The following is a 14,243-nucleotide window of genomic DNA, read 5'->3' as shown; positions in this document are numbered from 1 at the left end:
TGGTTCCCAGCTTGTATCCGGTGCCGGCCTGATGGGATCCGGATGGCACCAGCGGCGTTGCGTCCCTATATGCTCAAATGAACACAGGCTCCTCGAAACGGGAGCTGTTGAACCCTCCTCTTCAGAGACAGCTTGTCATGACGTCACCTGCGACTGCTGAACAACCCCCGGTCATTCAGACGGGGCTTCCCGCCCTGAGCAACAGCTATGGGCAATTGCCGGAGCGCTTCTTCTCGCAAACAGATCCGAAGCCGGTATCCGAACCGCGGCTGATCCGGTTCAACCGGCCCCTCGCGGAGGAACTCGGGCTCGATGCCGACCAGCTTACCAGCCCGGATGGAGTGGCGATGCTTGCCGGCAACAGATTTCCGGAAGGCTTGCAGGCAATCGCCCTGGCTTATGCGGGCCACCAGTTCGGAAACTTCGTGCCTCAGCTTGGCGACGGGCGCGCTCTGCTTCTTGGCGAAGTGGTGGACGTCAACGGCATTCGCCGTGACATCCAGCTGAAGGGATCGGGACCAACGCGGTTCTCGCGCAACGGTGACGGCCGCGCCGCACTCGGCCCTGTCCTGCGCGAATATGTCGTCAGCGAAGCGATGGCGGCGCTCGGCATTCCGACGACGCGAAGCCTTGCGGCGGTGCTCACCGGCGACCCGGTCTATCGCGAGGTCCGGCTGCCCGGCGCCGTCCTGACACGGGTGGCGGCAAGCCATATCAGGATCGGCACGTTCCAATATTTCGCCGCGCGCCACGACACCGAGGCGCTCAAGATACTGGCCGACTATGCCATTCAGCGTCACTTCCCACAGCTGGCGGGGGAAGCACGGCCGTACCGGGCTTTGCTGGAGGCCGTTGTCGCCGCACAGGCGGACCTGGTGGCGCGCTGGATGCTGGTCGGCTTCATCCATGGCGTCATGAACACCGACAATATGTCGATCTCGGGCGAGACGATCGACTATGGCCCATGCGCCTTTATGGACGCCTATGACCCCAGCGCGGTGTTCAGTTCGATAGACCGCGCCGGCCGCTATGCCTATGCCAACCAGCCTCGTGTCGCCACATGGAACCTTGCGCGCTTTGCCGAGACCCTGCTGCCGCTCATGAGCACGGACGAGAATGAAGCAGTCTCTGAAGCGGAAGAGGTGCTGAGGTCGTTCCAGGCCTCCTATGAGGCTGTGTTGCAGCGCGGCTTCCGCACAAAACTCGGACTGCTGACCGAAGCGGAAGGCGACTTGCAGCTCGCTGCCGACTTTCTGGATGTGCTGGCTCGCGGCGAAGCGGACTTTACGCTCGGCTTCCGGCGCCTGGGCGATGACCTCGACGCTGCGGACGGCCAAGGCACGGCGCGGCAGTTGTTTAAGGATCCAGGTGCATTCGATGCCTGGTCGGCGCGGTGGCGCCAGCGCATCGCAAGCGAGGCCGCCGACACGGCCACGCGCCGGGCAGCCATGCAATCGGTCAATCCCAAATTCATCCCCCGCAATCATCGCATCGAGGCGATGATCCAGGCGGCGTTGGGGGGCGACTTCACACCGTTCGAGGAGATCCTGGCGGTCGTCAGCCGTCCCTTCGATGAGCAGCCGGGAATGGAACGCTATGCTGAGCCGCCACGCCCGGATGAGCGCGTCCTGCAGACATTCTGCGGTACATGAGACATTCGTGATGGTCGCTTAACATGTGCAAATGCGGAAGACCCATTTGCAAGCTATCATCACGGGCACTCTCGTAAGGGCTGAGCTATGACGATCATAGAATTGGCATTCGAATTGCTGGCACGGAAGCTCGTAGACCGTACCGGAATATCAGACGAAGATGCTCGAGACCTTGTCGCAGCCATGGGAGCTGACTGGTCATCGCTCGTGCGAGCAGCGAGGGCGATCAAAGAGACTTAGGTCTTTTGACGTCGTTTTAGCTGCCACCAGCTGCGGGCAGATCGGACCAGAGGCTGCTGCCGCGATCCAGGCGCGACACCGCGCTCGTCACCGATCATGTCAGCAACGTGGTCAAGCACTGTATTTCGGTCGCTCCAAATCGACCGGATACAACACGCTGCTCTCCTGAAAGCCACTGTGGCCGGCTACGCAAGTCGCCGGAAGCTCGCAATAAACTAGCTTAGGATTTATATTGCAGGCCCGCACCACTGGCGGGCGACGCGGCCCGCCCAGAGATTGCCTGTCCTCGACCAGCAACGCGGGCCGCTGTTGGGAGTCACCGTCGGCACCGAAAAGCACAGGTGCTGATGAAGCAGACGGAACTTCCCCCCACGATCACGGTTTGGAGTCACGAGACCAACCCAAGGAGATGCAGATGTCGAGCAAAATGCCGCCCGTGCCGCCTGAGAACCAGAGCCAGAAGGGTCGAGGAGAAGGGCGACAGATTAGCCACGATGATGCCCAGCACGGCACTCACGGAGCGCCGGATCCGGAGCGCCAAGGGCAGCAAGCCAACACCAAGGTCAACACCACTCATCAGGGCCGTCAGCAGGATCGGTGATCATGTCCACATCGAAGAAACACCCGAACACGATCCGGCAGGGCGGGCCAGGCGCATCGCACGAGAACGCCAGAAAACCCCTGCAGGTCAACAAACCCCCGGCGGATGAAGACCGTCGATCCAAAAGCCGAGTTTCAGGGGGTGGCGGCGAAAAGGACAGTCATCATTCGCACAATCCAGCCAAGAAGGGTAGCAACAGTTGAACCCACGGCTTTGTGAATGATTGTGCTAAAGCGCGCCGCGTGTGCATGTCGTTGTCTCACAACCGAGCCATTTTTTGAGTGACATGCATTAGCCGGACCAGGGTAAGGATCGGCGAGTCGAGACGCCCGGAAAAACCGGAGGCCGTGGGCCCGCACCACTGGCGGAGCGATGCGGGCCCGGCCAAGGGTTACGGCCCTCGACCAGCAGCGAGGGGCTCGCTGCCGCATCCAGAACAAGCCCCGTAATTTCAGGTTCCGCTTATATACAAAAAAGCCGGCCACCTTTCGGCAGCCGGCCAGTTCCAACAGAACAAGGGAACGTGCACTGATGGGGCAGTGCAACGCCCGAAGTGTTTCGAGGCGACGATGTTCCACCGGAAATCCACAGATTCGCCGTTTCGATCTACATTGGCCGGATTGAAAGATCTTTGACGATCTCTCCCAAGTTCTGGGTGAGCCCAGTCCGACGTGTGGCGCCCGGTCTGCGCCTTTGCTCTCAATGCGGCCAGCAACCCATCCTTGAAGAATGCCCGCCGCGACTGCCGCGCGCGTCAAACACCGGCGTGCAATTGGTCGAGCGCGCGGCAGACCGGGGACGCGTCAAGTCGAGCGTCGGTCGACGTAGGTGTAGACGCCGGCCCCAATGGCGACCGCGCCGACCGTGATCACGATCGATGGCGCGCCCATCAAACTGGCAAGGACCGCCCAGATGAGGGCGATGACGATAGCGCCGAGTGTTCCCAGGATCAGTCTCGGCATTGTCTACCCCTCCACGTTCGGGCCGCCTGTGGATGGTCGTCACCCACCGGTCATGCGAAACGCCGCATGAAAGCACAGTGTGGCCCATGAGGTGAAGGGCCGCGCCGGAATACTCCGGTGCGGAAAAGATGATGCCCGCGCCGCCAAAGCCCGGGTGTTCAATAGCCAAATGGCTGGACCGGCGCCTAGCGCCTCAGCGCGTGGACTTCCGCCATGCTTTCGCCGCCCATCGGCAGGGCCATGTCATCATCGAGCAGCCGGGTGATGCGGGCAAAGCCCGTAAACGCCTTCCTGGCTGCTTCGGCCGACATTCTGCCCGACAGGGCCGCGGAGCAGCAATTCACGGCGCACTGATACACAGGCCCACGCCGTCCCAATGGCCATTTCTGCAAAAAGACCATCGCTTCGGCAACGCTATCGACTTCCTCGACGGGGTGTCCCTGCCCGCGCGCAATGCGCACGGGCGTAAAGAAATGCAAGCGGTCCATTTTGTTCTCTCCCTGGTCGGCCGCAGCGCGAACCAACCCTACTAAATTCGCGGATGGCGCGTTTGTTCCGCTTATTGCAAAAAAATCTGCGCCGGTGGGCTTGGGTTGCCGACGCCCGCTTTTGTCCGGAACGTTAGGCCGGCTGATGCATTTCGCTCTCGTGATTGCCTTGAGGGACACGTTCAAACCATGCGGATAGCCCATGTCGCCCCTTTGCACGAATCGGTGCCGCCCCTTCTCTATGGCGGCACCGAGCGCATCGTTTCCTATCTGACCGAAGGGCTGGTCGAACTCGGCCATGAGGTGACGCTGTTCGCCAGCGGCGACAGCCGGACGTCGGCCAGACTGATACCAGGACGCGAACGCGCGCTGCGCCTCGATCCGCGTCCGCTGAAATCGGACACGGCGGCGCATCTTGCGATGCTTGCCGATGTGAGGAACCGAGCCCACGACTTTGATATCATTCATTTTCATCTCAGCCATTTCCTGCATTTCTCGTTCTTCGAGACCATGCCGGACAAGACGGTGACGACGCCTCATGGCCGGCTCGATTATGTCGATCTGGCGCCAGCCTATGAGCGCTTTCCGCGCTTTCCGCTGGTCTCGATCTCACACAGCCAGAAGACCGGGCTTGCGAATGCCAATTGGCTGGCCACCATCCATCACGGGCTGCCGACGGGTCTCTATCAGCCGACCTTCGAGACGGCGGCGGGCGAACCATACCTTGCCTTTCTCGGCCGGCTTTCGCGCGACAAGCGGCCGGACCGGGCCATCGACATCGCCTTGCGGTCGGGCATGAAGCTCAAGCTGGCGGCCAAGATCGGCGACGATGATCGCGCCTATTTCCATGAGACGATCGAGCCCTTGATCGATGGCAACCGCATCGACTATGTCGGCGAGATCGCCGAGGGTGAGAAGACTGAATTCCTCGGCAATGCCGCTGGTCTCCTGTTTCCGATAGACTGGCCCGAGCCGTTCGGCCTTGCCGCGATCGAGGCGATGGCGTGCGGTACGCCAACCATCGGCTGGAACTGCGGTGCGTTGCCGGAAGTCATCGACCATGGCGTCACCGGATTTGTCGTCGATTCTCTCCATGCCGCGGTCGCCGCAGTGCCGGCCTTGCTGCAGCTCGACCGGCGAAAGGTGCGCGCCGTCTTCGAAAGTCGGTTCTCCGCCAACAGGATGGCGCGCGACTATCTCACTGCCTATGCGCGTCTCATCGGCGCCCCGGCTGAATCGAAAGCGTCGTGAACGACGGCGGACGTTCCGAGCCCGAAACAGAGATTTGTGACTGATGACCGAACTTGACGAGCGCAAGCTCGACCCTGCCGTGGCCCTTGCCTCCCTGGACGAAACCGCGCCGCGCGAGCCGCACCGGCTGTTTGCCCTGAAGCAAGGCGACTGTTTTGCCGTGGCCGATGCCTACGGCGATATCAGGGGCGCGGGCGACGGTTTCTTCCGTGACGACACCCGGGTGCTGTCGGAGTTCAGGCTCACCGTCGGCGGCCGGCAGACATCGCTGCTCGGCGCCTCGCTCAGCCAGGACAATGTGCTGTTCACCAGCAATATGACCAATTTGCCGATGCAAAGCGTCGGTGGCCGCGACATCCCGCAGGGCGCCATCCATATCGAGCGCGTCAGGCTGTTGTGGCAGGACCGGCTGTTCGAGCGCATCACCCTTTCCAACTACAGCCAGGAGCATTCGGCAATCCGCGTCTCGCTGCATTTTGCCGCCGATTTCCGGGACATGTTCGAGGTCCGCGGTTCGACCCGGCCGAAGCGCGGAATGGCGCATGCAGCGGAGATCGAGCCTGCCTCGGTGCTGCTGCGCTATGACGGACTGGACGGGCTGGCGCGGGTGTCTGCGATCTCGTTCTCGCAGCCGCCGGACCAGCTGAGCGCCGAGCGCGCGGATTTCCTCATCGCAGTGACCAAGCGCAGCAGCAAGATGCTTTACGTCGAGGTCGGCGCGGAACTGACCGAAACGCCCGACCGCGACCGCTTCCGGGCGGCCGCGGCGCGCGCCCGTTTCGGCATGCGGGCCAAGCGCCGCCATGGCGCGACGGTGCACAGTTCGGGCCGCGTCTTCAACGATTGGGTCGAACGCGCTCGCGCCGATGTCGCCTTGCTGACCACCGAGCTGTCGACCGGGCCTTACCCCTATGCCGGCATCCCCTGGTTTTCGACGGCCTTCGGCCGTGACGGCGTCATCTCGGCGCTGCAGATGCTATGGCTCAACCCCGGCCTGGCGCGCGGCGTGCTTGCCTTCCTCGCCCAGCACCAGGCGACCGAGACATCGCCTTTCAGCGACTCGCAGCCCGGCAAGATCATGCACGAGACACGCAAGGGCGAGATGGTGGCGCTGCAGGAGCTACCCTTCGGCCGCTACTATGGCGGCGTCGATACCACGCCGCTCTACATCCACCTCGCTTGCGCCTATGCCGAGCGCACCGGCGACATGGACTTCATCGCCAGCCTGTGGCCGTCTCTCTGCGCCGCCGCCAAGTGGACGGAAGAGGCGAGCCGCGCAACCGGCTTCGTCACCTATCAGCGCGCTGCCGAATCCGGCCTTGCGAACCAGGGCTGGAAGGACAGCTTCGACTCGGTCTTCCACGCCGACGGCCGCATTCCCAAGGGGCCGATCGCGCTGGTCGAAGTGCAGGGTTATGTCTTCGCCGCCTTCAGGGGCCTTGCCGCTCTCGCCCGCCGCCGGGGCGAGTTCGCGCAGGCCGAGCACTGGGAAAATCGCGCCGAAGAGATGCGGATCGCCGTCGAGCGTGATTTCTGGCTGGACGATCTCGGCTTCTATGCGCTGGCGATCGACGGCGCCGGAGAGCCGTGCAAGGTGCGCACGTCGAATGCCGGACACCTGCTCTATGTCGGCCTGCCCGAACCGGCGCGGGCTAAGATGGTCGCCGACCAGTTGCTTTCGGCTTCCTTCCACTCCGGCTGGGGGGTGCGAACGCTTTCCGACGATGCTGTGCTGTTCAACCCGATGTCGTACCACAATGGTTCCATCTGGCCGCATGACACGGCGATGTGCGGCGCCGGCCTGGCGCGGTTCGGCGAGCGTGACAGCGTGGTGCGGCTGATGAGCGGCACGTTCGAATCCGCCGTGCATTTCAACATGCGGCTGCCGGAACTGTTCTGCGGCTTTACCCGCTCGCCGGGTGAAGCACCGATCGCCTACCCCGTCGCCTGCCTGCCGCAAGCCTGGTCGGCAGGCTCGGCCTTCATGCTGATGCAGGCGTGCCTCGGTCTGGAAATCGACGGCTGGAACGGCGAAATCCACGTCACTCGACCCCGTTTGCCGATCGGCATCGATACGCTGACGCTCAGGCATCTGGGTGTCGCCGAAAAGAGGGTCGATCTTACCTTTCAGCGCGTCGGCGACCGCGTCGTCGCCTTTCTCGCCGACCGCCATGAGGGGCTGGTTCCGCTGATCGTGCGGACATGATCGGAACGGCTTTCAACGGGAACCGATCCCAGGGTTTGTGCGTTGCAAAAAACACAGGTTCTCACGGGCGATCGTCGGCTGCGAACACTCAAAATCGAACCATGAAGAAAAAGGCCCTGACGGCCAAAATTGAGTTGGAATTGGAATGACTGATTATGGCATGGCCCTGCTCTGGGTCTTGATCCTTGCAAGCCTTGGCCTTTCGATTCTAGCCGTTCTGTTATCGATCTCCAGGCAACGTCGTAGCCATAGCTTGACGGTTGCACCGACTGCCGGCGAGGACGTCGCATCGGAAGCGACGCGCAAGGTCTTGCGGGAGTTCGAGAAGAACGGACAATCTCCCGACGCGGCGCTGGTGAACTGGTCGCCCGACACCTTGCGCAAGATACTTGCCGACGACCTGCCGGACGCGCAGGTCATCGTCGTCTCGAACCGGGAACCCTATATCCACAACATCAAGGACGACGGCGTCGAGCTTCTGGTGCCGGCCAGCGGCCTGGTGTCGGCGCTTGAGCCTATCACCCGCGCCTGCAGCGGCACCTGGATCGCCTATGGCGGCGGAACGGCGGATCGTCTGACGGTCGATAGCAACGATCGGGTTCAGGTGCCGCCGGACAATCCGTCCTATACGCTGCGCCGCGTGTGGCTGAGCGACGACGAATATCAGGGCTACTATCTCGGCTTTGCCAATGAAGGGCTTTGGCCGCTCTGCCATATCGCCTTCACCCGGCCGGTCTTCCGTGCCTCGGACTGGGAGGCCTATGAGGCCGTCAACCGCAAATTCGCCGATATGGTGGTTGCCGAGGCGCGCAATGAGCGGCCGATCGTGCTGGTTCAGGATTACCATTTCGCGCTCCTGCCGCGCATGATCCGCGAGCGCCTGCCGGAGGCGATCATCATCACCTTCTGGCACATCCCGTGGCCGAACTCCGAAGTGTTCAGCATCTGCCCATGGCGCGAACGCGTTCTTGATGGACTGCTCGGGAGCTCGATCATCGGCTTTCACACCCAGTTTCATGCCAATAATTTCACTGAAAGCGTAGACCGGTTCCTGGAAAGCCGCATCGAGCGCGCCGACGCCGCGATCTCGTATGGCGGGCGGACGACACTGGTGCACGCCTATCCCATCTCCATCGAATGGCCGGCCGAACTCCTGGCCAAACTGCCACCGGTCGAGGAAAGCCGCGCCCGCCTGCGTGAGCGGTTCGGCCTGTCGGCGGACGTCAAGCTGTGCGTCGGCGTCGAGCGCCTGGACTACACCAAGGGCATCCTCGACCGCTTCCATGCGCTGGACGAATTGTTTACGCGCCACCCCGAGTGGATCGGCAAGGTAGTGTTCCTGCAGATTGCTGCCCCAAGCCGCGGCACGCTGCCGGCGTACCAGCAATTGCACGATGAATGCCTGCGTTATGCCAACGAGCTCAACCAGCGCTACGGTCATGACGGCTACAAGCCCGTGGTCATGGTGGCTGAGCACCATTCGCAGCAACAGGTCTATGAGATCTATCGCGCCGCCGACATCTGCATGGTCACCAGCCTGCATGACGGCATGAACCTCGTAGCCAAGGAATTCGTCGCCGCGCGGGACGACGAACAGGGCGTGCTGTTGCTCAGCACGTTTGCCGGCGCGTCGCGCGAACTGCTGGAAGCACTGATCGTCAATCCTTACGACGCGGCGATGATGAGCCAGGTGCTGCTGCAGGCGCTAACCATGTCACCGGACGAACAACGCGAGCGCATGCGCCCGATGCGCGAAATAGTGCGCGACAACAATGTCTTTCGCTGGGCCGGCAGCATGCTGCTCGATGCGGCGCGCCTGCGCAAACGCGGCGACCTCGAAAGAGCGACAAGTGTCGCCGAGCGGCCCGCAAACACCGACACCAACATCGTCTCGCTGTTCGACCGCATGCGGAAGGTGGCGTCATGAATAGCCTGTCAAAAGCACCGGGCCTGCCAACCGCACCCGACCTGCCGGAAGGACAATGGGCGCTTTTCCTCGATATCGACGGCACGTTGCTGGAGCACGCGGCGCACCCCGACGCCGTGTCCGTAAGCGACGAACTGCGCAACCTCCTCGGCGTCGTCGACAAACGGCTGGACGGCGCTGTCGCCTTTATCACCGGCCGCTCGGTCGAAGGCGCCGACCGCCTGTTTCATCCGTTGAAGCTGCGTGTTGCCGGTCTCTATGGGCTGGAACACCGGCTGACGCCGGACGGCCCGGTCGTTACCGCGGATGCTCCCGCCGATATAGCTGCCCTTGCCGACGCCATCGAGGCCGAACTGGATGACGGCCTTGTTCATATCGAGCGCAAGGGTCCGATCCTCGCCATCCATACGCGTGCGGCGCCGCATCTGCTGGCCAGGGCAACGCATCTTGTCGAACAGGCTTTGACCGAGCTTCCCCAGGGCTATCGGGTTATCCCGGGCAATGCCGGCGTCGAACTCATGCCGCTCGAAGCGGCCAAGGGCGCTGCCGTGCGGCGTTTCATGGCAATCCCGCCCTTTGCCGGACGCCGGCCGGTCTTTCTCGGCGACGACACCGCCGACGAAAACGGTTTCGAGGCGATCAACGAGGCCGGCGGCATCTCGATCCGGGTCAAGCCGCGTGGGCCGACCGTGGCCCACTACAGGCTCGATGATGTCACCTGCGCGATAGCTTGGCTTGCCGCCAATTTCGACGCATCACCGGCCCTCAACCGCAAAGCGTCCTGATCCCTGCCGTCTGCGGGTCGAATCAAGATCGCCGCGATTGCGCCGACCTTCGCCAAAAGCCGATCGATAAGCGCTGTTCTCATTGAATATCTTTAAGGCCAAAGCCGGCAAATGGATTGCTTGCCGGTTCCCCTGCGTCAGGCATAACCTGCGCAGTCGACGCGTGAGGGCGCGTGCGGCATCAAGGGGAGGACATCGCAGTGACCATACAAGGCGCATCACCTGATCTATACAATGAGGATCTGGCTCCGGCCAAAGTCCGAAACTGGGGGCCGTTCTCGATCTTCAACGTCTGGACGTCGGACGTCCACAGCCTCTGGGGCTATTATCTCGCCGCAAGCCTGTTCCTGTTTTGCGGCGGCTTCGTCAATTTCATCATCGCCATCGGCATCGGTTCGCTGATCATCTACGCGCTGATGAACATGGTCGGCTATGCCGGCGTGAAGACCGGCGTGCCCTACCCCGTGCTGGCGCGCGCGTCCTTCGGCATCTGGGGCGCCAACATTCCGGCCCTGGTGCGCGCCATCGTCGCCTGCTTCTGGTACGGCGCGCAGACGGCAGCGGCATCGGGCGCGATCGTGGCGTTGCTGATCCGCTCGCAATGGTTCGCCGATTTCAACGCCAACACGCATTTCCTCGGCCATACGGGTCTGGAAGTGATCTGTTTTGTGGTCATCTGGGCACTGCAATTGCTGATCATCCAGAACGGCATGGAAACGGTGCGCCGCTTCCAGGATTGGGCCGGACCGGCGGTGTGGGTGATGATGTTGATCCTGGCGATCTATCTCTGTGTAAAATCCGGGAGATTTGCCTTTACCAGCGACATCCCGATGGATGTGCTGCTCGACAAGACAAAGGATGCCGGCGTACCCGGAACCCCTGGCTCCTGGACGTCGCTGTTTGCGGTGGCCGCGATCTGGGTCACCTATTTCTCGGCGCTCTATCTCAATTTCTGCGATTTCGCCCGCTATGCCCCAGACAAGGAATCGCTGCGCAAGGGCAACATCTGGGGCCTGCCGATCAATCTCATCCTGTTCTCGCTGGTCGCCGGCGTGACCACCATCGCTGCCTTCGACGTCTATGGCGAAGTACTTCTGCATCCCGACCAGATCTCGGCGAAATTCGACAGCTGGTTCCTGGCAGCGCTTGCAGCCCTGACTTTTGCCGTGGCAACGCTCGGCATCAATGTGGTGGCAAACTTCGTCTCGCCGGCCTTCGACTTCTCCAATGTCTTTCCCCGGCAGATCGACTTCAAGAAGGGCGGCTATATCGCGGCCGTGATCGCGCTGGTGCTTTATCCCTTCGCGCCGTGGGAAGGCAGTGCCGCGTCTTTCGTCAACGTCATCGGCGCGACGATGGGGCCGATCTTCGGGGTGATGATGGTCGACTACTATCTGATCCGGAAGGGCGAGGTCGACGTCGAGGCACTGTACCGCGAAGATGGCGAGTTCCGCTTCCAGGGCGGCTGGCACGTCAACGCCTTCATAGCCGCCGGCATCGGCGCCATCTTCTCCTCGGTCCTGCCGAACTTCACGAACCTGCTGCCGGCATGGTGGGGCGTTTATGGCTGGTTTTTCGGCGTCGGCATTGCAGGGGTCATCTACTACGTCCTTCGCACCGCCGCCCTTGGCGCAGGGGCCAGGACGGCGAAGGCGTGAAATGAGAGATAGGGAGTAGGGAGTAGTCAGTAGTCAGTAGTCAGTAGTCAGTAGGGGATAGTATAACCCCTACTCCCTACTCCCTACTCCCTACTCCCTACTCCCTACTCCCTATTCCCTACTCCCTACTCCCTACTCCCTACCATCTCAGCCAACCTCCGCACCGTGTTCCAGTTGCGTGCGGTGCCGATGCCCATGCGCTTGTGGTTCATGGCAGCGAGCAGCCGCGAGCTTGGCCGCTCGCGCGAAAAGACGACCCAGATGTCGCCGTCGACCGAAGCCACCTTCTCGTCCTCGGCGGCATAGGCCTGGAGCGCGGCCACACCATCCGCTGGCGCTGGCTTGCGCATCACCCGCACAGCCACCTGATCGCCTGCCTCGGCAGAGTCGGCCGGGAATGGGTTGCCGGCGGCAAGTTTCAGCCAATCCTCGGCAGTGCGCACGATGATGACGACATTGCGGCCGAAGGTTTTTTCGAAGGCCGTTTCCAGCCGCTGTTCCAGCTTGGCGATGCCAGTCGCCCGTGTCTCGAAGACCAGATTGCCGGTCGCCACCAGGGTGCGCGGGTTCTTCAGCCCAAGCTGTTCAGCCATCGCCTTGAGGTCGGCCATGACGACCCGGCGGCCTTCGCCGAGGATAATGCTGTAGAGCAGCGCAACATAGGTCTGCATCAGCTGCGAAACCTCACCGTGGCCCTAGACCAGTCGCGACTGGTCCACCGCGGCCGAGATGAAGCTGGCGAACAGGGGATGCGGCTCAAGCGGCCGGCTCTTCAGCTCCGGATGGTACTGGACGCCGATGAACCAGGGATGGTCGGGGTATTCGACCGTTTCCGGCAGCACGCCGTCGGGCGACATGCCGGCAAACACCAGGCCGCAATCTTCCAGCCGCTCCTTGTAGTCGATATTGACCTCGTAGCGGTGGCGATGGCGCTCGGAAATCTGGGTGTCGCCATAGATGTCGGCGATCTTCGAACCCTTGGCGAGTTCAGCCTGATAGGCGCCAAGCCGCATGGTGCCGCCGAGATCGCCCGTTTCGCGGCGCTTCTCCAGCATGTTGCCTTTCAGCCATTCGGTCATCAGGCCGACGACCGGCTCGTCGGTCGGACCGAATTCGGTCGACGAGGCGTGTTCGACGCCGGCCAGCGAGCGCGCTGCCTCGATGCAGGCCATCTGCATACCGAAGCAGATGCCGAAATACGGCACCTTGCGCTCGCGGGCGAATTTCGCCGCCAGGATCTTGCCTTCCGAGCCGCGCTCGCCGAAGCCGCCGGGCACCAGGATGCCATGCACCTTTTCCAGCCACGGCGTCGGGTCTTCCTTCTCGAAAATCTCGCTCTCGATCCAGTCGAGCTTGACCTTGACGCGGTTGGCCATGCCGCCATGCGACAAAGCCTCGATCAGCGATTTGTAGGCATCCTTGAGGCCGGTGTATTTGCCGACAATGGCGATCGTTACCTCGCCTTCCGGATTGTGGATGCGGTTGGACACGGCCTGCCAGGGCTCCATGCGCGGCTTCGGCGCCGGATCGATACCGAAGGCGGCCAGCACTTCCGAATCGAGCCCTTCCTTGTGGTAAGCCATCGGCACGTCATAGATGTGGGGCACGTCGAGCGCCTGGATGACGGCACTTTCGCGCACATTGCAGAACAGCGACAGTTTTCTGCGCTCTTCCTTGGGGATGGCGCGGTCGGCGCGGACCAGCAGGATATCGGGCGCGATGCCGATGCCGCGCAGTTCCTTGACCGAATGCTGGGTCGGCTTGGTCTTCAGCTCGCCGGCCGTGGGGATGTAAGGCATCAAGGTCAGGTGGACATAGACGGCGTTGTTGCGCGGCAGATCGTTGCCGAGCTGGCGGATCGCCTCGAGAAACGGCATCGCCTCGATATCGCCAACCGTGCCGCCGATTTCGCACAGCACGAAATCATAGTCGTCATTGCCGTCGAGCACGAAATTCTTGATCTCATCGGTGACATGCGGAATGACCTGCACGGTGGCACCGAGATAGTCGCCGCGCCGTTCGCGCTCGATGATGTTCTTGTAGATGCGGCCGGTGGTGATGTTGTCCTGCTGGTTGGCCGAGCGGCCGGTGAAGCGCTCGTAATGGCCAAGATCGAGATCGGTCTCGGCGCCGTCATCGGTGACGAAAACCTCGCCATGCTGGTAAGGCGACATCGTTCCGGGATCGACATTGAGATAGGGATCGAGCTTTTTGATGCGTGCGCGATAGCCTCGCGCCTGCAAGAGAGCCCCAAGGGCCGCTGCAGCGATGCCTTTTCCAAGTGAGGAAACCACGCCGCCTGTGATGAATACATATCGCGCCATGGGAGTCATCGCTTAACGCGGCCGAATTGATTCCGCCAGAGAAAAAACCGCCGCTGAGGCTTTTTCCAGAGAAGGCGCGATAGTCCCGAGGTTCGAGACTGGTGTTTTGGTCAAAACAAAAGGGCCGGCAAAAGCCGGCCCTTTCGGCA

12 protein-coding genes are annotated in these 14,243 nt (G+C 62.2%); 8 read left to right on the top strand and 4 right to left on the bottom strand.

Features of this window, described 5'->3' with window-relative positions; genetic code table 11:
* The first annotated feature begins 137 nt into the window (after positions 1-137).
* The 3 genes from NKI06_RS15115 (at position 138) to NKI06_RS15105 (ending at position 2,696) form a co-directional block, all read left to right on the top strand.
* Positions 138-1,652, top strand: a complete 1,515-nt coding sequence (locus NKI06_RS15115) for a protein adenylyltransferase SelO (RefSeq protein ID WP_352986017.1) — start codon at positions 138-140, stop codon at positions 1,650-1,652.
* A gap of 655 nt (positions 1,653-2,307) precedes the next feature.
* Positions 2,308-2,493, top strand: coding sequence for a hypothetical protein (locus tag NKI06_RS15110; RefSeq protein ID WP_023682450.1), 186 nt, complete (start codon positions 2,308-2,310; stop codon positions 2,491-2,493).
* 2 nt (positions 2,494-2,495) lie between these two features.
* The gene (locus NKI06_RS15105; RefSeq protein WP_081725396.1) at positions 2,496-2,696 is read left to right on the top strand and encodes a hypothetical protein; all 201 of its coding nucleotides are present in this window, start codon (positions 2,496-2,498) and stop codon (positions 2,694-2,696) included.
* A 600-nt stretch (positions 2,697-3,296) separates the two neighbouring features.
* On the opposite strand, the gene NKI06_RS15100 is transcribed toward NKI06_RS15105, so the two are convergent.
* Positions 3,297-3,455 carry a hypothetical protein gene (locus NKI06_RS15100; protein ID WP_352513694.1) on the bottom strand — a complete coding sequence of 53 codons (159 nt, stop codon included), beginning with the start codon at positions 3,453-3,455 and terminating at the stop codon, positions 3,297-3,299.
* Positions 3,456-3,640: 185 nt separating this feature from the next.
* Complete coding sequence (locus NKI06_RS15095) at positions 3,641-3,943, bottom strand: DUF982 domain-containing protein (protein ID WP_023688551.1); 303 nt, start codon at positions 3,941-3,943, stop codon at positions 3,641-3,643.
* 189 nt (positions 3,944-4,132) lie between these two features.
* On the opposite strand from NKI06_RS15095, the gene NKI06_RS15090 reads away from it, so the two are divergent.
* The 5 genes from NKI06_RS15090 (at position 4,133) to NKI06_RS15070 (ending at position 11,770) form a co-directional block, all read left to right on the top strand.
* Entirely contained in the window at positions 4,133-5,194 is a 1,062-nt protein-coding gene (locus NKI06_RS15090; protein ID WP_023830061.1) for a glycosyltransferase family 4 protein, read from the top strand.
* Between the two features lie 43 nt (positions 5,195-5,237).
* A complete protein-coding gene (locus tag NKI06_RS15085; protein WP_023682446.1) occupies positions 5,238-7,400 on the top strand; it encodes an amylo-alpha-1,6-glucosidase in 2,163 nt (720 codons plus the stop codon).
* Positions 7,401-7,545: 145 nt separating this feature from the next.
* Positions 7,546-9,327, top strand: coding sequence for an alpha,alpha-trehalose-phosphate synthase (UDP-forming) (locus NKI06_RS15080; protein ID WP_023682445.1), 1,782 nt, complete (start codon positions 7,546-7,548; stop codon positions 9,325-9,327).
* The gene (gene otsB, locus NKI06_RS15075) at positions 9,324-10,112 is read left to right on the top strand and encodes a trehalose-phosphatase (RefSeq protein ID WP_031244133.1); all 789 of its coding nucleotides are present in this window, start codon (positions 9,324-9,326) and stop codon (positions 10,110-10,112) included. The genes NKI06_RS15080 and otsB overlap by 4 nt, the downstream gene beginning before the upstream one ends.
* 200 nt (positions 10,113-10,312) lie before the next feature.
* Entirely contained in the window at positions 10,313-11,770 is a 1,458-nt protein-coding gene (locus tag NKI06_RS15070; RefSeq protein WP_352986014.1) for an NCS1 family nucleobase:cation symporter-1, read from the top strand.
* A gap of 125 nt (positions 11,771-11,895) precedes the next feature.
* Here NKI06_RS15070 and NKI06_RS15065 read toward each other — a convergent pair whose 3' ends face one another.
* Positions 11,896-12,441, bottom strand: coding sequence for a DUF1697 domain-containing protein (locus tag NKI06_RS15065; RefSeq protein WP_023743360.1), 546 nt, complete (start codon positions 12,439-12,441; stop codon positions 11,896-11,898).
* 24 nt (positions 12,442-12,465) lie between these two features.
* The gene (gene pyrG / locus NKI06_RS15060; protein ID WP_081725397.1) at positions 12,466-14,103 is read right to left on the bottom strand and encodes a CTP synthase; all 1,638 of its coding nucleotides are present in this window, start codon (positions 14,101-14,103) and stop codon (positions 12,466-12,468) included.
* Between the last annotated feature and the right edge of the window lie 140 nt (positions 14,104-14,243).

This window comes from Mesorhizobium sp. M0772 (assembly GCF_040320135.1).
Taxonomy (GTDB): domain Bacteria; phylum Pseudomonadota; class Alphaproteobacteria; order Rhizobiales; family Rhizobiaceae; genus Mesorhizobium.
The sequence above is the reverse complement of the archived record's forward strand: the minus strand, read 5'-3'. Positions and strand labels throughout refer to the sequence as shown.

Coding starts and splice junctions, on each gene's coding strand:
- NKI06_RS15115 (WP_352986017.1), top strand. CDS start 138: ATGACGTCACCTGCGACTGCTGAACAACCCCCGGTCATTCAGACGGGG.
- NKI06_RS15110 (WP_023682450.1), top strand. CDS start 2,308: ATGTCGAGCAAAATGCCGCCCGTGCCGCCTGAGAACCAGAGCCAGAAG.
- NKI06_RS15105 (WP_081725396.1), top strand. CDS start 2,496: ATGTCCACATCGAAGAAACACCCGAACACGATCCGGCAGGGCGGGCCA.
- NKI06_RS15100 (WP_352513694.1), bottom strand. CDS start 3,455: ATGCCGAGACTGATCCTGGGAACACTCGGCGCTATCGTCATCGCCCTC.
- NKI06_RS15095 (WP_023688551.1), bottom strand. CDS start 3,943: ATGGACCGCTTGCATTTCTTTACGCCCGTGCGCATTGCGCGCGGGCAG.
- NKI06_RS15090 (WP_023830061.1), top strand. CDS start 4,133: ATGCGGATAGCCCATGTCGCCCCTTTGCACGAATCGGTGCCGCCCCTT.
- NKI06_RS15085 (WP_023682446.1), top strand. CDS start 5,238: ATGACCGAACTTGACGAGCGCAAGCTCGACCCTGCCGTGGCCCTTGCC.
- NKI06_RS15080 (WP_023682445.1), top strand. CDS start 7,546: ATGACTGATTATGGCATGGCCCTGCTCTGGGTCTTGATCCTTGCAAGC.
- otsB (WP_031244133.1), top strand. CDS start 9,324: ATGAATAGCCTGTCAAAAGCACCGGGCCTGCCAACCGCACCCGACCTG.
- NKI06_RS15065 (WP_023743360.1), bottom strand. CDS start 12,441: ATGCAGACCTATGTTGCGCTGCTCTACAGCATTATCCTCGGCGAAGGC.
- pyrG (WP_081725397.1), bottom strand. CDS start 14,103: ATGACTCCCATGGCGCGATATGTATTCATCACAGGCGGCGTGGTTTCC.